General features: G+C 71.2%; 16 protein-coding genes. 5 read left to right on the top strand and 11 right to left on the bottom strand.

All coding sequences use genetic code 11. The features are described 5' to 3' along the window. The first annotated feature begins 20 nt into the window (after positions 1-20). On the top strand, positions 21-428 hold the full coding sequence (locus tag ABT381_RS17170) for a DUF3224 domain-containing protein (RefSeq protein ID WP_351594300.1): 408 nt from the start codon (positions 21-23) through the stop codon (positions 426-428). Between the two features lie 74 nt (positions 429-502). Here ABT381_RS17170 and ABT381_RS35885 read toward each other — a convergent pair whose 3' ends face one another. After that, entirely contained in the window at positions 503-580 is a 78-nt protein-coding gene (locus ABT381_RS35885; protein WP_370443954.1) for a 50S ribosomal protein bL37, read from the bottom strand. A gap of 335 nt (positions 581-915) precedes the next feature. Between ABT381_RS35885 and ABT381_RS17165 the strand changes: the two genes are divergently transcribed. The 3 genes from ABT381_RS17165 to ABT381_RS17155 all read left to right on the top strand — a co-directional run bounded on the left by ABT381_RS17165 (position 916) and on the right by ABT381_RS17155 (position 2,477). Next, positions 916-1,248 carry a hypothetical protein gene (locus ABT381_RS17165; RefSeq protein WP_351594299.1) on the top strand — a complete coding sequence of 111 codons (333 nt, stop codon included), beginning with the start codon at positions 916-918 and terminating at the stop codon, positions 1,246-1,248. A 291-nt stretch (positions 1,249-1,539) separates the two neighbouring features. After that, entirely contained in the window at positions 1,540-2,223 is a 684-nt protein-coding gene (locus ABT381_RS17160) for a TNT domain-containing protein (protein WP_351594296.1), read from the top strand. Between the two features lie 20 nt (positions 2,224-2,243). Continuing rightward, positions 2,244-2,477 carry a hypothetical protein gene (locus tag ABT381_RS17155; RefSeq protein WP_351594294.1) on the top strand — a complete coding sequence of 78 codons (234 nt, stop codon included), beginning with the start codon at positions 2,244-2,246 and terminating at the stop codon, positions 2,475-2,477. A 39-nt stretch (positions 2,478-2,516) separates the two neighbouring features. On the opposite strand, the gene ABT381_RS17150 is transcribed toward ABT381_RS17155, so the two are convergent. The 4 genes from ABT381_RS17150 to ABT381_RS17135 are packed head-to-tail and all read right to left on the bottom strand — an operon-like array spanning position 2,517 to position 7,284. Further along, entirely contained in the window at positions 2,517-4,013 is a 1,497-nt protein-coding gene (locus ABT381_RS17150; protein WP_351594291.1) for a GH1 family beta-glucosidase, read from the bottom strand. 53 nt (positions 4,014-4,066) lie between these two features. Further along, on the bottom strand, positions 4,067-4,996 hold the full coding sequence (locus tag ABT381_RS17145; protein WP_351594289.1) for a carbohydrate ABC transporter permease: 930 nt from the start codon (positions 4,994-4,996) through the stop codon (positions 4,067-4,069). Beyond that, positions 4,996-5,964 carry a carbohydrate ABC transporter permease gene (locus ABT381_RS17140; RefSeq protein WP_467754525.1) on the bottom strand — a complete coding sequence of 323 codons (969 nt, stop codon included), beginning with the start codon at positions 5,962-5,964 and terminating at the stop codon, positions 4,996-4,998. The genes ABT381_RS17145 and ABT381_RS17140 overlap by 1 nt, the downstream gene beginning before the upstream one ends. A 27-nt stretch (positions 5,965-5,991) precedes the next feature. Continuing rightward, positions 5,992-7,284: an ABC transporter substrate-binding protein gene (locus tag ABT381_RS17135; protein ID WP_351594283.1), complete on the bottom strand. Its 1,293-nt coding sequence runs from the start codon at positions 7,282-7,284 to the stop codon at positions 5,992-5,994. Positions 7,285-7,550: 266 nt separating this feature from the next. Between ABT381_RS17135 and ABT381_RS17130 the strand changes: the two genes are divergently transcribed. After that, positions 7,551-8,567 (top strand): LacI family DNA-binding transcriptional regulator, encoded by a 1,017-nt coding sequence (locus ABT381_RS17130; protein WP_351594379.1) that lies wholly within the window; start codon positions 7,551-7,553, stop codon positions 8,565-8,567. A 16-nt stretch (positions 8,568-8,583) separates the two neighbouring features. Here the strand turns inward: ABT381_RS17130 and ABT381_RS17125 are convergent, their stop codons facing one another. The 6 genes from ABT381_RS17125 to ABT381_RS17100 form a co-directional block, all read right to left on the bottom strand. Then, complete coding sequence (locus ABT381_RS17125) at positions 8,584-9,450, bottom strand: polysaccharide lyase (RefSeq protein WP_351594280.1); 867 nt, start codon at positions 9,448-9,450, stop codon at positions 8,584-8,586. A gap of 71 nt (positions 9,451-9,521) precedes the next feature. Beyond that, positions 9,522-11,201 carry a right-handed parallel beta-helix repeat-containing protein gene (locus tag ABT381_RS17120; RefSeq protein WP_351594277.1) on the bottom strand — a complete coding sequence of 560 codons (1,680 nt, stop codon included), beginning with the start codon at positions 11,199-11,201 and terminating at the stop codon, positions 9,522-9,524. A gap of 73 nt (positions 11,202-11,274) precedes the next feature. Further along, positions 11,275-13,080 carry a right-handed parallel beta-helix repeat-containing protein gene (locus tag ABT381_RS17115; protein ID WP_351594274.1) on the bottom strand — a complete coding sequence of 602 codons (1,806 nt, stop codon included), beginning with the start codon at positions 13,078-13,080 and terminating at the stop codon, positions 11,275-11,277. Next, positions 13,077-14,309: a glycosyltransferase gene (locus ABT381_RS17110; RefSeq protein WP_351594271.1), complete on the bottom strand. Its 1,233-nt coding sequence runs from the start codon at positions 14,307-14,309 to the stop codon at positions 13,077-13,079. Before ABT381_RS17110 ends, ABT381_RS17115 begins: the two co-directional genes overlap by 4 nt. An 81-nt stretch (positions 14,310-14,390) precedes the next feature. Then, complete coding sequence (locus ABT381_RS17105; RefSeq protein ID WP_351594268.1) at positions 14,391-15,287, bottom strand: 2-dehydropantoate 2-reductase N-terminal domain-containing protein; 897 nt, start codon at positions 15,285-15,287, stop codon at positions 14,391-14,393. A 750-nt stretch (positions 15,288-16,037) separates the two neighbouring features. Next, a complete protein-coding gene (locus tag ABT381_RS17100) occupies positions 16,038-17,435 on the bottom strand; it encodes a tetratricopeptide repeat protein (protein WP_351594265.1) in 1,398 nt (465 codons plus the stop codon). Between the last annotated feature and the right edge of the window lie 242 nt (positions 17,436-17,677).

The raw sequence follows: 17,677 nt of genomic DNA, 5'->3' as shown, positions 1-17,677 counted from the left end.
GGCCGATCGAAAGGGCGGCCATGCCCGCACAGACCACCGGCCACTTCACCTTCGCCGACTGGCAGGAGCGCACCGTCGGCCCGGCCGAGGCGCACCCGAAGCTCGCGCACGCCTCCGTCACCAACACCTTCACCGGTGGCATCGAGGCGGCCCGCACGACGTGCGAGTACACCATCGTCTACGCCACGGAGAAGACCGGCACGTTCACCGGCATGGAAGTACTGACCGGCAGCCTCGACGGGCGCGCGGGCACGTTCGTCGTCGAGGAGCGCGGCTCCTTCGAGCCCGACGGCACGGTGCACTGCACGTTCGAGGTGGTGCCGGGCACGGGCACGGGCGAGCTGGCCGGGCTGCGCGGCACCGGCTCCTTCACCGCCGTGCACGGCGCGCCGTCCGTCCCGTACACCTTCGAGTACGCGCTGGACTGACGACTGACCTGGACAGGGAAGGAGGCCGGTGGGCTGTGCCCACCGGCCTCCTTCCCTACGGCGTCCTTCGTCCTTCAGGACTGCGGACGGCTGCCGTGGTTGGCACCGTTCTTGCGACGTGCCTTCTTCTTGCGGCGGCGCTTGGACGACATGGCGGCTCCTTTTCTCGCGTTGCTTTTCGCCGAGTTTCCACCCTTTCATACCGGTATCCCGCTCGGCGATCTCGGGGGCCCGTACCCAGCCCCGCACGCGCAACGCCACTTCTTTCGCGTGAACCACCTCACGCCGCGATGACCACCACCGCACGCCACGACCGCAACCACCTCACGGTGCAACGACGGGCGCCCGCCTGGGGCACCGTGCGATCCAGTGATCACCGTGCGATCCAGTGATCTTTGCGCCGGTAGTCGGGTGAAGTTCTGTTAGCCATGCGCCACCGCGCGGAAGGACGGACACGTCACATCCATGATGCGAGGGAGAGAGCACCGTGCGTACCCGACTCGCGGCAGGTGCGGCAGCCGCCGCCTCCATGATCGTCCTCCTCGGCGCCCCCGTGGCCGCCGCCTACGCTCCGGCGTCCGCCGCCGGCGCAGTGCAGGTCGCCGGCGACCCCGGCGACGAAGACCCCGTCAACGGCCCGGCCGGCATGTCCGGCGACCCGGAGCCCGCGCAGCCGGGCGCCTTCCCGGGGCAGGAGCAGAACACGATGCCGGGCGACGAGGCGCGGCCGGGCGAGACGCCGAAGCAGCAGGGCAACAACGGCCTCCTCGGCGGTGGCGGCAAGGGCGGCCTGCTGGGCCTGGGGCTGCTGGGCCTCTGAGAGAACGCCCGAAACACACGCAGCAGGGGTCGCCCGCGCGGCGGCCCCTGCTGCGTTGCTGTGCGGCACCCTGCGCTGGCTTGCGCTGCACCCCGGGCCGTGACGGGTGGCCGGAAATCGGCGTCGCGTGCTACCGCCCTACGTGAACGACCGGTTACCGTGCGGAATGGTCCGAGCTGATGGCACATCAGCATCAGCACCCGCAGCGTGCACACGTGTACGCGCACGCCGTCGGCCCGGAAAGCCGTCCCCACGCAGCAGGTCTGCACGACCGCACAAGGAGAGCCCTGAGTGAACCGACTCCGTACCCTGCTCGCCGCGCTCGGCCTGGCCGCCGGGCTGGCGGCCGCCCCTGCCGCGAGCGCCGCGCCGCAGCAGCAGGAGAAGCGCCCGGCGGCCGACGCCGCCGCCCGGCACGAGCCCTGCACCGGCAAGTTCAACGGTGACGCGCGGCTCGGCCCGAAATGGCTGCCGAACAAGCGGCTGGCACCGGTGGGCCCGCTCCTGAAGGGGTACCACCGGACGGGCACGCTGTCGCCCGCCGCCTTCCTGAAGAAGTACTGGCAGGGACCGGCGGACTCGGGCAGCTGGAAGTACCCGCCCAACGACGGATTCGCCGAGGTCAACGGCGAGATCGACAAGGAGCCGTCGAAGCTGCGCACCGGCCAGCGGCTGGACCGCTTCGGCTCCGAGTTCGGCGGGTACCTGGCGCCGGCCGGCGACCCGTACGCCGAGCGCGCGCTGCCCCCGCAGAACCTCAACACCCGCGAACCCGTTTCGCCGTGCGACTACCACACGTACAAGGTGATCAAGCCGTTCTGGGTGTGGCAGGGCAGCATCGCCCCCTGGTTCGAACAGCCCGGCGGCGGCCAGCAGATCAAGCTGGACTCGGTGTTCCTGAACCCGGGCGAGGGCCAGCGGCTCAACGTGAAGTGGCTGGTGGACCACCGGTACCTCACGCCGGCGGACGCGTAGGCCGGACGGCGGACGACGCCATGGACCGGCAGCAGCTGCGGTCCGCGCTGCGCGCGGCCGGGGTGGCCGACGGCCACTACCGGATCGAGGGCGTGCACGAGCCGGCCCCCACGCCCCCCGACTTCCTGTACCTGCGCAGGACGCCGGACGGGGCGTGGGAGACCGGTGCGTACGAACGCGGCCGTTACGAGGTCATCGCCCGCCATACGGACGAGGCCGCGGCCTGTACCCACCTGCTGGCCCTGCTCACTTGAGGGCCCGGCACTTACTCGGTGTCCGCTAATCGGTGTCCGCTACTCGGTGTCCGCCGCCGGGAGGGTGTTCGTGCGGGACACCTCCGCGTACCACCGGGCGCTGGCCTTCGGGATGCGGCGCCCGGTCGGGTAGTCCACGTACACCGCGCCGAAGCGCTTGCTGTAGCCGTAGCCCCACTCGAAGTTGTCCAGCAGCGACCACAGGAAGTAGCCGCGGACGTCCACGCCGGCCTCGATGGCGCGGTGCACGGCCGCCAGGTGGCCGTGCAGATACGCGATCCGGTCCGGGTCCCGCACCTCGCCGCTCGGGTCGGCGTAGTCGTCGCACGCCGCGCCGTTCTCGGTGATCATCAGCGGCAGGTCCGGCGCGTCCGCCTTCAGCCGCAGCAGCAGGTCGTACAGGCCGCTTGGATCCACCGCCCAGCCCATCGCCGTCGTACGGCCCGGCGGACGGTGGAAGACCACGTCGTCGGCGCCCGGCCAGGGGCTGTGGCCGCTCTCGCCGTGGCCGTCGGCGGAGTGGTCGGGCTCCGTGCCGTCCGCCGCGGACACCAGCGTCGGCGTGTAGTAGTTGACGCCCAGGAAGTCCAGCGGCTGCTGGATGGTCGCGGTGTCGCCGTCGTGCACGAAGGACCAGTCGGTCAGCCGCGCCGTGTCGGCCAGCAGGTCGTCCGGATAGGCGCCGTGCAGCAGCGGGCCGGTGAACACCCGGTTGGCCAGGGCGTCGATACGGCGCGCCGCGTCCGCGTCCTGGGGGCTGTCGGTACGCGGCCGTACCTGATGGACGTTGAGCGTGATCGCGATGTCGGCCGCGGACGGCAGCGCCGCGCGGAGCGCCTGGACCGCCGTGCCGTGCGCGAGATTGAGATGGTGTGCGGCGCGCAGCGCGGCGACCGGTTCGGTACGCCCCGGCGCGTGCACCCCGGAGGCATGGCCCAGGAAGGCGCTGCACCAGGGCTCGTTGAGGGTGATCCAGGTACGGACCCGGTCGCCCAGCGCGTCGGCGGCCAGCGCCGCGTACTCGGCGAACCGGCCGGCGGTCGCCCGCTCCGGCCAGCCGCCCGCGTCCTCCAGCTCCTGCGGCAGGTCCCAGTGGTAGAGCGTGACCACCGGCTGGATGCCCTTCTCCAGCAGCTCGTCGGCCAGCCGCCGGTAGAAGTCCAGGCCCTTCTGTACGGCGGGGCCGCGCCCGGTCGGCTGGACGCGCGGCCAGGACAGCGAGAAGCGGTACGCACCCACGCCCAGCTCGGCCATGAGGGCGACGTCCTCGCGCCAGCGGTGGTAGTGGTCCGTCGCGATGTCGCCGGTGTCGCCGTTGCGCACCTTGCCCGGCGTGCGCGCGAAGGTGTCCCAGATGGAGGGCGTGCGGCCGTCCTCGGCCGCCGCGCCCTCGACCTGGTACGCGGCCGTGGCCGTGCCCCAGAGGAAGCCCGGCGGGAAGGAAAGGCCGGCGGCGGGGCCCTGATCAGCGGCGAGGAGAGGGTGCGGCGCTGCGGCTGTCTCCGAGCGGGCGGCGGTCTGCGATGCGGTGGTCAAGGGTGTCCTTTCGGGAGAAGAAGAAACGGGGGAGACGGAAGCGGGCCGGGCGGTCATCCCTTCACCGCGCCCTGCATGATCCCGCCCACGATCTGGCGGCCGAAGACGATGAACATCGCCAGCAGGGGGAGCGTTCCGAGCAGCGCGCCCGCCATGATGAGCGACTGGTCGCGGACGTACCCCGCGCTGAGCTGGGTCAGCGCGACGGGGACGGTGGGGTTGGTCATGTCCAGCGCGATGAATGGCCAGAAGAAGTCGTTCCACGCGTGCACGAACGTGATCATGAAGAGGACGGCCATGGCCGGCCGGGCGACCGGCAGCACGATGCTCCAGAAGATGCGGAGCGAGTGCGCGCCGTCCACCCGGCCCGCCTCGACCAGCTCGTCGGGCAGCGCCTCGGCCAGGTACTGCCGCATGAAGAACACGCCCACCGCGCTGACCAGGGTGGGGAAGATGACCGACGGCAGCTGCTGGCCCCAGCCCAGCTCGCTCATCATCATGAACAGCGGCACGACGCCCAGCTGCGGCGGCACCATCATCGTGCCGATGACCAGCATGAGCAGGATGTTGCGGCCGCGGAAGCGCAGCTTGGCGAAGGCGAAGCCCGCGAGGGTCGCGAACAGCACGGTCGACAGCGCGATGACGCCTGCCACGATCAGGCTGTTGGCCATGGCCTTGCCCAGCGCCGCGTCGTTCCAGGCCTTGCCCAGGTTCTCGAAGAGGTGCGGGCCCGGCAGGAACGGCGGCGGCGTCTGCGACACCCGGGTGTTGTCGCTGGAGGCCGCCACCAGCGTCCAGTACAGCGGGAACAGCGAAGCGAGCGTCGCGACGGCCAGCAGGACGTAGGCGACGGGGCCCGCGTGGTGCTGACGTCCGGCGCCGGGCCGCAGGGACAGCCGGCGGCGGGCCGGGGGACGCGTAGGGTGCCCGGCGGTGCGCGGGCGCCGGTCCGCCGCCGGGGCCTCGAGGCTGTCGGTGGTCATCACTGGCTGCTCCTGGACAGGACGTGCCGGCGGCCGGCCGGGCGGGAAGCGAGGCGCTGGACGACGCGCTGCACGACGAAGACGAGGATCAGCAGCAGGAACATCGCCCAGGCGATGGTCGCGGCGCGCCCCATCTGGTAGTTCTTCCAGCCCTCCTCGTAAAGCAGCAGGCCCAGGGTCTGGTACTGGTTGTCGGCGCCGCCGGTGATGCCGTTCGGGCCCTGGCCGAAGATCAGCGGCTCGCCGAAGAGCTGGGTCGCGCCGATCGTGGACAGCACGATCGTGAAGACGACCGTGGACCGGATGCCGGGGATGGTGACCATCCGGAACTGCTGCCAGCGCGAGGCGCCGTCGAGCGCGGCGGCCTCGTACCGCTCGTCCGGCACGGCCTGCATCGCCGCCAGGTAGAGCAGCGCGTTGTAGCCGGTCCAGCGCCAGATGACGATCGAGGAGACGGCCAGCTGGGCGGCCCACTTGTCGTTCTCCCAGTTGACCGGGTCCATGCCGACCAGCCCCAGCAGCCAGTTGATCATGCCGAAGTCGCGCTCGAAGAGCATCGTGAAGACCAGCGCGGCGGCGCCCACCGACGTCGCGTACGGCGTCAGCGCCGCGACCCGGAAGAAGGCCGAGCCGCGCAGCCGGTAGTGGAGCAGGTGCGCCAGGCCCAGCGCCATCAGCAGCTGCGGGACGGTGGAGAGCACGCCGAGTGTGAAGGTGTTGGCGAGCGCGTTCCAGAAGCGGTCGTCGCCCCACAGCGCCGTGAAGTTGTCCAGCCCCACCCACTCCATGAGGTCCATGGAGGACAGCTCCACTTTGTGCAGCGAGATCCACGCGGTGTAGAGCAGCGGATAGAAACTGAACGCGGCGAAGACGACGAAGAACGGGGCGACGAAGGCGTACGGGGCGCCGCGCACGTCCAGCCGGTGCCAGAACGTACGCCGCCGATAGGTCTGCAGGGCCACCGGGATCCTCCTGTATCGGTCGGGTGCCGGCGGTCAGCCGGTGGCCTTCTTGACGCGCTCGTCGGTGGTCTTCCAGGCCGTTTCGGGGCTCTTGTGCTGTGCCTCGATGAGCGTCAGGCCCTGCGAGAAGATGTCCTTGATCGTGCCGTCCTTGCGGCCGAGCACCTGCTTGTCGGGGATCTCCCGGGCGGCGACGCCGAAGATCTCGCCGATCGGCGCCGCACTGAAGTACGCCGACTTCGCGTGGGCCACTTCGGGTGCCTTGAGGGCCTTCTCCGACGACGGGAAGTTGCCGAGCTTCTCGAAGAGGTACGCCTGCTGCTCGGGCGCGGTGAGCCACGCGACCAGCTTCTTCGCCTCGTCCTTGACCGGGCTCTGCTCCATCACGCCGAGGAAGGAGCCGCCCCAGTTGGCGCCCTTGGGGGCCTTGGCCACATCCCACTTGCCCTTGTTCTTCGGGCCCGCCTTCTCGCTGATGTGGGCGAGCATCCACGCCGGGCACACCGTCGTGGCGAACGTACCGTTGGCCAGTCCCGGGTCCCAGCCGGGCTGGAACTGGCGGAGCTTGGCGGTCAGGTCCGAGGAGGCGGCGTCCGCAGCCAGGTCCCAGGCGCCGGTGACGACCGGGTTGTCCTTGTAGATCAGCTTGCCCTTGGCGTCGTAGAACTGCTGGGAGCTGCCGTAGATCATGGCGTTGAACAGACCGCTGGCGCTGTCCATGAAGGCCACGCCGTCGCCCTTGAAGCCGGACTTGAACTTCCGCCCCGCGTCGACGTACTTCGACCAGTCGCCCGCCCACAGCTCCGCGACCTTCTCGCGGTCGGTGGGCAGCCCGGCCTTGGCGAACAGGTCCTTGCGGTAGCAGACGGCCATCGGGCCGATGTCGGTGCCCAGGCCGATGACCTTCTTGTCCGCCGTGCTGACCTGGTTCCGCTTCCAGGGCAGGAAATGTCCGGTTCCGGGGACCTTCGACAGGTCGGCGAAGGTCGCCGCCCGGGTGTCCACGAGCTCCTTGGCGCGCCCGACCTCGATGCCCTGGATGTCCTTGAGGCCGCTGCCGGCGGCGAGATGGGTCTGCAGCGCGGTGTAGTACGTCTGCTCGTCCCCGGCGATCTCCGCCTTGATGGTGACGTTCGGGTGGTCCTTCTCGTAACGCTCCAGCAGGCCGGCCTCCTTGAAGCCCATGACGCCGTACAGGCCCATGGTGATGGTGACCTTGCCGTCCTTGATCCCGCCGCCGGTGTCCGAGGCGCCGCTGCCGCCGCAGCCGGCGACCAGGCCGAGCGCGGCGGCGGCCGACACCACCGCCAGGGATCTCCTCGTCATCGTTTTCCGAACGCTCATCGCCGTTCCCCTCCCAGGCCCATGCCGATGTGGGTACGTTCCCATTCGCCGCTGGACGGCGCTGGGAACGTGCCCACCGATGTTTCGGAAGAGTGACCGCAGTCGGGGTGATGTGTCAATGACTTGAACACAGACGAGAGTTGACGTTCCGCTCGGCACAGTGCCCGAAGGCTGTACGGAGCGCGCCGGAGGTCTGGCACAATGCGCTGGTGAACGGGGCGGGGACGGGACACGGCGGGGGTGGCGCGATGGCGGGCGGACAGCGGCCGACGATAAAAACCGTGGCGGCACGCGCCGGCGTCGGCCGCACCACGGTCTCACGCGTCATCAACGGCTCGACGCTCGTCAGCGACGAGGCCAGGGCCGCCGTCCTGGCCGCCATAGCCGAGCTGAACTACGTACCGAACTCCGTCGCCCGCGGCCTCGTCACCAGCAGGACCAACTCCATCGCCCTGGTCATCCCCGAATCGGAGTCCCGGCTCGGTGCCGAGCCGTACTTCGCGGCCGTGATCCGCGGCGTGAGCACCGGCCTCGCCGACACCCGGACCCAGCTCCAGCTGATCCTCGTCCGCGACCAGGGCGAGCGCGACCGGCTCACCGCGTCCGTCGCGGAGCGGCGGGTGGACGGCGTCCTGCTGGCCTCCGTGCACGAGCACGACCCGCTGCCCGCGCTGCTGGAGGAGATGGGCCTGCCCACCGTGCTCGCCGGCCGCCGCTCGCCCGAGGAGTCGCTCAGCCACGTCTGCGCCGACAACGCGGGCGGCGCCCACGCGGCCGTACGGCACCTGCTGGAGCGCGGCCGCACCAGGATCGCGACGGTCACCGGACCGATGGACATGGACGTCGGCCGCGGCCGGCTCCAGGGCTGGCAGGACGCCCTGCGCGCGGCCGGCGCGCGGCCCGAGGAACGGCTCGTGGCCCGCGCGGACTTCACCGAGGAGGGCGGGCGGGCCGCCGTGCGCACGCTCCTGGACCGCGTCCCGGACCTGGACGCCCTCTTCGTGGCCTCCGACGTGATGGCGGTGGGCGCACTGAGCGAGCTGCGCGCCCGCGGGCGGCGCGTCCCCGAGGACGTGGCGGTCGTCGGCTTCGACGACTCCTTCCTCGCCCGGCACACCCACCCGCCCCTGACGACCGTCCGGCAGCCCGTCGAGGAGCTGGGCACCACGATCGCCCGCGTCCTGCTGCGCGAGATCGCCGACCCCGCGGCACCCCGGCAGCGGCTCACGCTGCCGACGGAGCTGGTGGTCCGCGAGTCGTCCTGAGAAGCCAGGTGACGGGTCAGTCGCGCCGTATCGGACCGATGCGCTCGTGCGAGACGGCGAACGCCGCGAAGTCCGCGTAATCCGCGTCCGGCGTCGCCCAGCTCGGGTCCGAGCCGCCGAAGAAGGTCGAGAAGAACACGCCCTCGATCTGCAGTTTCTTCGTGGTCCGGAACTCCAGGTCGTCCTTGCGCAGCACCCGCCGGCCGTCGAGGAACACCTCCACCGAACCGTCGTCCTCGCCCGGCGTGTTGAGCCGTACGGACTGCTCCACGCAGGTCCAGCGGCCGACCGGCCACTTCCACTTGCCGCGGCCGAGCGAGGTGCCGTGCTCCACGGAGGTCGGCAGGTACGCGTACACCTCGCCCCGGCCCTTGCGCCGCCACATGTACCGCGTGGACAGGCCGTTCTCGCCGTCGGGGATGTGCCGGCCGCCGGTCACCGAACCGCCGTACAGGCCGGGCAGCTTGCCGCCCTTGACGAAGTCGAAACCCTTGGGGAAACGCAGGTAGTAGCGCAGATGGAGGGCGTCGGTCGGGCCGGAGCGCAGCGGCAGGTACAGCTGCGCGCCGCCTTCCGGGCGGCCGTAGCGGCGGGCGACGGTGGGGCTGGCCGAGCGGGCCGGATAACGCACCCGCAGCACGGGCCCGTACAGCGGATGGTGCCGCAGCGCGGCGCGGGACAGGCCGAAGGAGCCGTCCTCGCGCGGCCTGAGCCGGGAACCGAAGAACCGGGCCACCGCGGCGGTGTCCCAGTCCAGGGACGAGCCGGGGGAGGGGTCGTCCGTTTCCCGCGGCGGCGGGGGTTTCTCGTCGGAGCCGGAGCACGAGGCGAGGAGGGCGGCCAGCGAGGCCGCTCCCGCGGCGACGAACGTCCGACGGTCCATGGGCCGGGTGCTCCTGTCCTGGCTCGGGGGCATCGGCCGCCCCGCCGCACGGGCGGCGGGACGGCCTGCTGTCAGGCGGCGGCGATCCGGTAGGTCACCGCCGAGCTGCTCGCCTCCTTGGCGCGCAGGGTCAGGGTGCCCTTCGAGTCCGCCTTGCCGGTGGCCACGGTACGGCCGTCTGCGGTGAGCTTGTACGAAGCGCCCGATTTCAGGCCAGTTGCGGTGAAGGCCGCCGAACTGGCCGAGTCCAGCTGCACCTTGACCGGGTTCTGGTCGCGGAAGGCGATCGACCCGGGCGAACCCTTGACGGTGTACGTCAGCCCGGACGGCGCGGTGTTCCGGTCGAAGGTGGTCCCCGCGGTCTGCTGGGTCAGCGCGCCGGAGGCCAACGTGCCGGTGAAGGTGTTCCCGCTGAACGTCAGGTTGTCGCTCTGCCCGAGCTTGAGGACGTTGCTCCCGCTGCCGTCGAAGGTGTTGCCGGTGAACTTCAGCCGGGCCGGCCTGCCGGTGTCGTTGGTGTACACGGGCTTGTCCGAGCCCTGGTACGTGTAGACGGCGTACTGCCCGCTGTCCGTGACGGTGTTGTTCGTCATGGTGATGTCCTGCGAACCGACGCTGTAGCGCAGCCCGAACTTCGCGCGCGTGACGGTGTTGTTCTCGATGACGTCGTCACTGCTGTCGAAGACCGCGATGCCCGCGCCGTTGGGCTGGTCGTGCACGTTGTTGTCGCGCACGACGGAGTCGGTGACGCCGCGGTGCAGCATGATGCCGTGCACCTGGTTGTCCGACGCGTCCTCGTCGCCCGGCGGCAGGTAGGGCGGGATGCCGTTGTGGTCGCTCTCGTTGCCGACGATCTCCAGGTGGTCGCACCGCTGGGAGCAGATGATCCCGTGATTGCCGTTGTCGTGCGCGTGGTTGTTGGTGATCGTCAGGTGGTCCGAGTCGTCGTGCGGGTCGAGCCCGTACGCCACGTTGTGGTCGTACTCGTTGCGGTCGAACGTCATCCCGTAGGCGCCGAAGGTGTAGGTGCCCATGTAGTTGTGGTGGAAGCGGCTGCCGATCTGGTCGCCGAGCACGTCCAGCCGGTCGCAGACGTCCTGGTGGTCGATGTCGCAGCCGCGGGCCTTGTACGCCACGCCGTAGCTCTCGGCCGCGTAGTAGCCGAGGTACCCGATGTCGCTGTGGTAGATGTTCATCGTGGACTGGCGGGGCGTGCCGTCGGTGTCGAGGTAGGACAGCGCCCGTATGAAGGCCCGTCCGCGCTCTCCGGTGCCGGCCGAGGTGTCCTTGTCCGGGCCGTTCGCCTTCTCGTCCCAGGAGGTGATCTCGGCGCGGTCGATGTCGATCGTGCCGTACTGCGCGGTGATGGAGGCGACCTCGGTGGGCCCGCCGCCCGCCGGGCTGTTGAGCCGCAGGGTGTCGGTGTCACCGCCCGCCGCGGAGCCGTGCAGCTCCAGGGTGGCGCCGTTCTGGACGACCAGGTTGGCGTCCAGCTGCCAGGTGCCGGGCGAGCCGTCGACCTGGTGCAGGGGAGCGCTCGGGCACTGCGTGCTGATGCCGGACGGCGACGACGTGCCGGACATGAGGTAGAGGGTGTTGGTACTGGAGGCGTACCGCACCTGTCCGGAACAGGCCGCGGCCTGTGCGGGCGGGGCGAGCACGCCGGTCAGGCCGGTGACCAGCGTGCCCGCGGACAGCAGGACGATGCCCGCGCGCAATGCTCTTGTGACGCCGGATGATCGGTCGGTCATGGTGTGCCACTCCTTCTCCGGCCGCCGTCCGTTGCGGGCGGCGGCCGGTATCGGCAGCACGGCTGACGATGCGTCAGGCCGTGTTCTCTACGTGCCCGGCGACCTTGGCCCGTGGGGTGCCGCGGTGCCGGACGTGATGGAGGGTCTGCAGGACGACGGCCAGGGCCAGGGCCACCAGGGCCGCGAAGCCGAGCCAGGGGAACGGCGGCAGGGTGATCTCCGTCTTCCCGTGCCGGGCGACCTCGCCGTCGCCGTCGAGCGCCACCGGGGCGCGGACGCGGGAGTCGGTGAGGTCCAGCATCGATCCGGCGTCCGCGTCGATGCCCTGCCGCTCGGCCAGTACGTCCACGGACTTCCCGGAGGCACGGACGTGCTGCGCGAGGTGCATGCCGCGGTGCGAGCTGCCGATCGTCACGTCCTCCAGGCGCGCCGCGGCACCGAGGTCGACGGCCGTGGTGCCGCCGGACAGGGCGCCGCCGGTGACCCGCAGCCCGGGGGAGCTGGAGGCCAGGCCCTTGCGACTGGCCTCGCTGACCCGCACGTCGGACAGTGTGATGTGCCGGGTGGTGGCGGAGGCCAGCACGCCGGTCTCGCCGCCGTCCACCCGTACGCCGTGCAGCGCGACCCGGTCGGCGTTGCCGCCGATGGCGATGCCGGTGCGGTTGCCGGTCAGGGCCGTGCGGTCGATGCGGACGTGCGAGCCGGTGATGCCGATGCCGCGGTCGAAGCCGCCGACACTGCCACCGGAGACCGTGGCCCCCTCGATGCCCTCGGCCAGCAGGATGCCGGGCTCGCTGCCGTTGTGCCCCGTCAGCTCGGGTTCCTGTACGGAGACGGTGCTGTTGCCGCCGGAGACGCGCACCGCGGCGCGCGACGAGCTCTCCACCGTGGCCTTGTGCACGACGCACTGCCGGCAGGACGTCAGGTCGATGCCGCCGCCCTGGTCGAAGTGGGAGGTGGGGGAGGTCAGCCGCAGGCCGCGCTGGAGGGTGGCCTTGATCCCGGCGCCGTCGTTGTCCCGGGTGTCCAAGCCGGTCAGGCTGCGGTTGTCGGTACCGCCGAGGGCGATGCCCGTACGGCCGTTGGACTCGGCCGCGAGGCCGCTCGCCTTCGTGCCGCGGTCGCCCTTGAGTACGATGCCGTCCTCGGCGGCCCCGGTGGCCGTGACGTTTTTCAGCGTGACGTCCTTGGAGCCGGCCAGCCGCAGCCCGGTGTAGTTGTCCTCGAACGTCGTACCGGTCGCGGATCCCGTACTGCCACGGGCCCAGGTGACGCCCGACTGGTCGGCGGTCGCGGACTCGCCGACCCGGCCGAACCCGCTGACGGTGGCGTTGCGGAAGTCCATCCGGCCGCCCGCGCCCATCGAGAGGTACGGGCGTCCGAGCGCGCTCGCGGGCGCGGGGCTGGAGCCGTCCTCCGCGACCGAGGCCAGCGTGGTGCTGTCGACGTCCAGGGCGGCCCGGCTGCCGCTGATCCACGTGCCCGACCTGGCCGTCCGCCCCGCGGTGAGCAGGACCTTCTTCGTTCGGTCGTCGATGCGCAGGATGGTGTCGGGAGCGAGCAGCATCGCGGTACGGATGCGGACGGTGGACGGCCGGCCGGGCTCGGAACCGATCCACTCCCGGCCCGCGTTGGCGGCCAGCCAGCCCAGCGAGACGGACGGCGTCCCCGGATACAGCCGGCGCACGACGACGCCGTGGCTGAGCAGGCTCACGCTGCGCGGCCGCAGCACCATCAGCCGGTCCGGCTCCCCGGTGCGCTGCCATGCGGCGACGTCCTCGGGCAGGTCGGCGGCCGCCGCCGGCGCAGTCTGGACGCCGAGGGCCAGGACGGCCGAGAGGGCGGCCGCGGCCGCCCCACAACGGTGTACGTATGTCATGCGCCTGCCTCCGAACCTGCGGCCTGCGGCGAGGTCCGCACCGCGACACCGTTGACGACGGACACCTGCCGGGTCAGCCAGCGCTGCCTGCGGATGGTCAGCAGGGCACAGATCTTCACCCCGGCCATCAGGAACGACACCAGCACGAAGCCGGGGACGAGGAAGAACGACGACGGCCTGCGCACCAGGTGCGGAAGCATCTTCATCGCCCGGCTGATCCACCACCAGGCGGCCAGGCAGGCCACGAAGAACCAGTCCTGCCGCACGATCGCCCAGGTCATGAAGACCGGCGCGAACAGCAGCGTGAAGCTGCTCACCGCCTTGTCGGCCATGGTGAAGGCGAGGAACGGATGGCGCCGGATCCAGCGGGACGACAGCGCTCTGAGGTCTGATCTCCAGGTGTTGCGGGACCAGCGCAGCCGCTGCTTCATGAAGATCCGCAGGGTGCCGGGGAAGGTCGACCAGACCCGCGCCGAGCGCTGCATGTACGTACGGTGGCCGCGCGCCAGGGTCAGTGTGGTCAGCCGCTTGTCGTCGCCGGACATGCACGGCACGCCCATGAACGTCTCGGTCATGAACTCGTCGGATATCTCCAGCAGCAGCTCCCGGCGGTAGACCGCGGTCCGGCCGGAGAGGCAGGAGACGGCGCGGCCCACGGCGGTCTGGGCCGCGTTCTCGTCGAAGTACCGGTAGTCCAGGTACATGTCGTTGACCCGCTGCAGGAAACCCCGCGGGTTGTAGACGTTCTGGCGGGTGCCGACGCCGCCGACCTTGGGGTCGGCGAACGGCTTGCACACCTCGGCGGCCACGTCGTCCGCCCAGATGGTGTCGGAGTCCACCAGCGCGACCAGGTCGGTGCTGCACGCCTCCCAGCCGCGGCGCAGCGCGTCGCGTTTGCCGGGGACGTCGGTGATGACGACGGTCACGGGATAGCGGGCCGCGACCTTCTGGCACGCGTCGTCGGTGACGTCGATGACGAGGACGACCTCCTCGACGTCGTTGGCCAGCCAGGATTCGATCGCGTGCGCGAAGATGTCGGGATCTTCCTGGTACACCGGGACGACGATGCTCAGCGGCAGCCGGAAGTCGTTGCGCACCGGGCGGTACAGGGCGGCCGGCGCGCGGCGCACGAGCCAGCAGCTCCAGCGCACCAGGCCCAGGATGCCCAACGGCAGGTAGACCAGGTAGTACCGGAAGTCGTAGAGCGTGGTGTCTAGTAGGGCACTCATGGTTCCGTTCTCGATGACGGGTGAGCCGAGGCCGGGCAAGGGGGGAGGCGAAGCTCTGAGGGAGGAGTTCGGCGGGGACCGTCAGGCCAGTTCGGCGGTCAGCTCGTCCGCTTCCCGGTCGGTCCGCTCGGCCAGCGTGTCGTTGACCTGGACCACGGCCTTGAGCAGCGGCATGTCCAGGCTCAGCGACGCGGCGAGGCCGAGGAATCCCTGAGTGTCCTTGGGCAGGCACACCCCGCCGTACGGCGCTCCCCCGCGGATGCCGTAGAGCGGGTTGTACGAGCCCTCGGCGGACCGGGCCACGGTCTGCGCGATGGGATCGAGGTCCAGCCCGAGGGTCTGGCTCACCAGCCACATCTCGTTCCAGAAGCTGATCTTCGTGGCGTTGTAGATGTTGTGGGCGCACTTGACCAGCTCGGCCGCCGCCGGGTTGGAGAAGGTGCGCAGCTCCCCGCCGAACGGCGCCAGCAGCGCGGTCAGCCGCTCCACCGTCCGGTTGCTGCGGGAGGCGATCACCGTCATCCACGGGTGCCGGAAGTCCTCCAACGCCGTGGCGGCGCGCAGGAATTCGGGGTTGCCGGCCAGCGAGAAGCCCTCGCCGACCGACTTGCCCGAGTGCTTCTCCAGCAGGGTCTGGACGAGACCCTCGGTGGTGCCCGGCGGCACGGTGGAGCGGACGACCACGACGTGGTGGCCGGTGGCTTCGGCCAGGGCCGCGCCCACCGACGCGGTACCGTCCTCGAAGGCGGTCAGGTCGTAGCGGTGCCCGACGTTGGGCGTGGGCAGCGTGAGGAAAATGAAGGCGTCCGGTTCATTTCGCAGATCGAGCACGTCACGCGCGTCCAGATCCTGCGAGCGCAGGTATTCGAGCCGCTGGTGCGAGATGTCGATGAAGGTCACCTCGTGGCCGGCGTGTAAAAAGCCCTTACCGGTGGCCGTCCCGACGACGCCGGAACCCACGATGAAAATACGTGCCATGGTGCTGTCCTCCTGGTGGATGTGCGTCCTGGACGCGACGCGAAAGTGGTAGCGAAAAGGGTGCGGCCCGGAGGGAACCGATCCGATGTCACGGCCGTCGGAGCAATGGCGCGCGGGGCGGGCCCGCGCGTTCCGGTGAGCTCGGACGGGACAGTGCTGCCGGGTGCGTCAGGCCCCCCTGCCTGATCAGCATGTATGCATCCTCCGCCGGACGGCGCCTGTACGACTGCGTGACGATGTGAGCGCTGAGTCGCACTCTGCACTCATCGGGACGGACAGTACAGAAGCCGACTTACTGATAGGGCAGGAAATTGCCGTGAATCCTGAATTCCGTATGCCCGGCTCCGGTACGGGCCGGAAGGCATCGATATCCTGCAGAAAAGCGCTGATCGGAGCGGGAAACCGGCAGGCCGGAACTCCGGCCGGTGAGCCGGGCGTACGCCGTGGCCTCGATGCGGGCACCGGGGCATGACAAGCGTTTTCGTGGACTGCGTGCCCAAGCCATCGAATTCAGCAGGTTGTCCGAATCGTCGAGAGCGGCGGGACCGGTAATCAGACGCGCGGAAATGCGTATTCCGCGACGCAGTTCGGAGCGCCCGTCACGCCCGTCCCTGCCGCCCCCTCGGCAGCGCGCGACGGAGCAGGGCCGCGCCGCGCTGACCTGGGCGGCGGGGCCGCGCGGCGGGTCCAGCGCGGTGCGTGGCGGCGCGTTGCACTCCGCTGGCCGGAACCGTCACGGCGGGCCGTCCTTCAGAACGCCGCCTGGGCCGCGGCCTTCTCGCGCGCCGCCGCGGCCCGCGCCGGATCGCCGAGCTGCTCCTCCAGCCGGGCCTGCGCCGACCAGTTGTACGGGCAGACGGGGCGCAGCTGAATGCGCTCGCTCAGCAGCGTGCGCGCCAGCTCCGTACGGCCCGCGCGCAGCGCCGCCTCGACCAGCGTGCGCTGCACGGCGTCGCGCTGCGCGTGACTGCCGCCGAAGCGGTGCAGCCGGTGCCGCACCGGCAGCAGCAGGTCGGCGGCGCGGCCGTACTCCTGCCGCCCGTACGCGATCAGCGCCCGGCACACCGGCAGCCCGATGTCGGCGGTCATCGCGCGGTTGGCGACGGCCGGCGCGGCCCCGGCCAGCCACCGCTGCCGGTCCGCCACCAGCCGCTCGGCCAGGCCGATGCGGCCGGCACCCACGTACGCCATGACCGCGTGCGCGTCGTTGAAGGCGTAGTGCGCGCCGTCGTCGCGGCGCTCCCACGCGTCGGCGAGCCGCGCCCACCGCGCGCTCTGCTCCTCGCCCGCCAGGTACAGCCGCCACAACAGGGCGGCGGCGTCCAGCAGTTCCATGGCGACGCCCGCCGACTCCTCGTGGTGCAGCGCCGCGTCGTAGATCTCCAGTACCCGTGCCGCGTCGCCCAACTCCAGTGCGTACAGGGCGTAGTGCCACCAGTTGTGCACGGTGAGCAGGGTGCCGTCCGCCCAGTGGTCGGTGCGGGCGTCGAGGAAGCGCATCCCGTCCGTGCTGCGGCCCCGCATCTCGTAGCTGTGCACGACGCCGTGGATCGCCCACACGTCGCCCGGATGGCGCGCGAGCGCTTCGAGGCCCGCCTCCTCCGCGCGCTCGTAGTGGCCCGACTCCTCCAGGCCGAACGCGTACATGCCCAGCAGCGGGCCGCGGTGCGGGTCGTCCGCCTCCCAGGCGCCCAGCGCCCCGCCGACGCGGTCGCGCAGGCGCTGGGCGTCCCCGGTGAGGAAGTCGTGCTGGTGCCCGGCGAAGAGCGCCAGCACATCGCGTGGATGGGCGACGGTGAGGTCACCGAGCAGGCGGCCGGCGCGGTGCAGGTCCCCGTCCAGCCAGGCGCCGGCGGCGGCGAGATGCATCCGCTCCCGGGGCGTGAGGGGGTCCTCGTCCAGACCGGAGCGGAAGCGGAGGAAGGTCTCCCGGGCCGCGGCCGCGTCCTTCTCCTCCGTACCCAGCACGCCGAGGTACGCGGCCAGCACCTGCGCCATCACCGACCGCGGTGCCGCCGCCAGCGCTGACCGGGTCGCCCCGACCACCTCGGGCCGGAAGAACACCAGGTGGTCCAGGGCCCGTTCGTAGTGGACGAGCGCATCGGCGCCGGTGTGGCTCATCCGGTGCCCGTGCCGGTCCGCTGTCATAGGTCCCTCCTGCGTAGCCGGTCCGCCTGCCCTCAGCGATGGTGGACGACCGGCGGCCGCCGGGAGCGGAATCCGGTCCCCGGGGGCCACCACCCGTACCAGGCCAACGACCACCGCCCCTGCTCGGACACGATCCGGACACCGGCCGTCCGCCGCCGGTCCGCGCGCGGACGCCGCGGCCGCGCCGCCACCAGCACGCGCACGGCTGCCGCGGCCGCCCGCCGGCCGGGCCGTAGCCGAAC

The organism is Streptomyces sp. NPDC000151 (assembly GCF_040301705.1).
Lineage (GTDB): Bacteria > Actinomycetota > Actinomycetes > Streptomycetales > Streptomycetaceae > Streptomyces.
The sequence above is the reverse complement of the archived record's forward strand: the minus strand, read 5'-3'. Positions and strand labels throughout refer to the sequence as shown.

Excerpts from the sequence above, each read along its gene's own strand:
- ABT381_RS17170 (WP_351594300.1), top strand. The coding sequence starts at position 21 with ATGCCCGCACAGACCACCGGCCACTTCACCTTCGCCGACTGGCAGGAG.
- ABT381_RS35885 (WP_370443954.1), bottom strand. The coding sequence starts at position 580 with ATGTCGTCCAAGCGCCGCCGCAAGAAGAAGGCACGTCGCAAGAACGGT.
- ABT381_RS17155 (WP_351594294.1), top strand. The coding sequence starts at position 2,244 with ATGGACCGGCAGCAGCTGCGGTCCGCGCTGCGCGCGGCCGGGGTGGCC.
- ABT381_RS17145 (WP_351594289.1), bottom strand. The coding sequence starts at position 4,996 with ATGACCACCGACAGCCTCGAGGCCCCGGCGGCGGACCGGCGCCCGCGC.
- ABT381_RS17135 (WP_351594283.1), bottom strand. The coding sequence starts at position 7,284 with ATGACGAGGAGATCCCTGGCGGTGGTGTCGGCCGCCGCCGCGCTCGGC.
- ABT381_RS17130 (WP_351594379.1), top strand. The coding sequence starts at position 7,551 with ATGGCGGGCGGACAGCGGCCGACGATAAAAACCGTGGCGGCACGCGCC.
- ABT381_RS17125 (WP_351594280.1), bottom strand. The coding sequence starts at position 9,450 with ATGGACCGTCGGACGTTCGTCGCCGCGGGAGCGGCCTCGCTGGCCGCC.
- ABT381_RS17120 (WP_351594277.1), bottom strand. The coding sequence starts at position 11,201 with ATGACCGACCGATCATCCGGCGTCACAAGAGCATTGCGCGCGGGCATC.
- ABT381_RS17115 (WP_351594274.1), bottom strand. The coding sequence starts at position 13,080 with ATGACATACGTACACCGTTGTGGGGCGGCCGCGGCCGCCCTCTCGGCC.
- ABT381_RS17110 (WP_351594271.1), bottom strand. The coding sequence starts at position 14,309 with ATGAGTGCCCTACTAGACACCACGCTCTACGACTTCCGGTACTACCTG.
- ABT381_RS17105 (WP_351594268.1), bottom strand. The coding sequence starts at position 15,287 with ATGGCACGTATTTTCATCGTGGGTTCCGGCGTCGTCGGGACGGCCACC.
- ABT381_RS17100 (WP_351594265.1), bottom strand. The coding sequence starts at position 17,435 with ATGACAGCGGACCGGCACGGGCACCGGATGAGCCACACCGGCGCCGAT.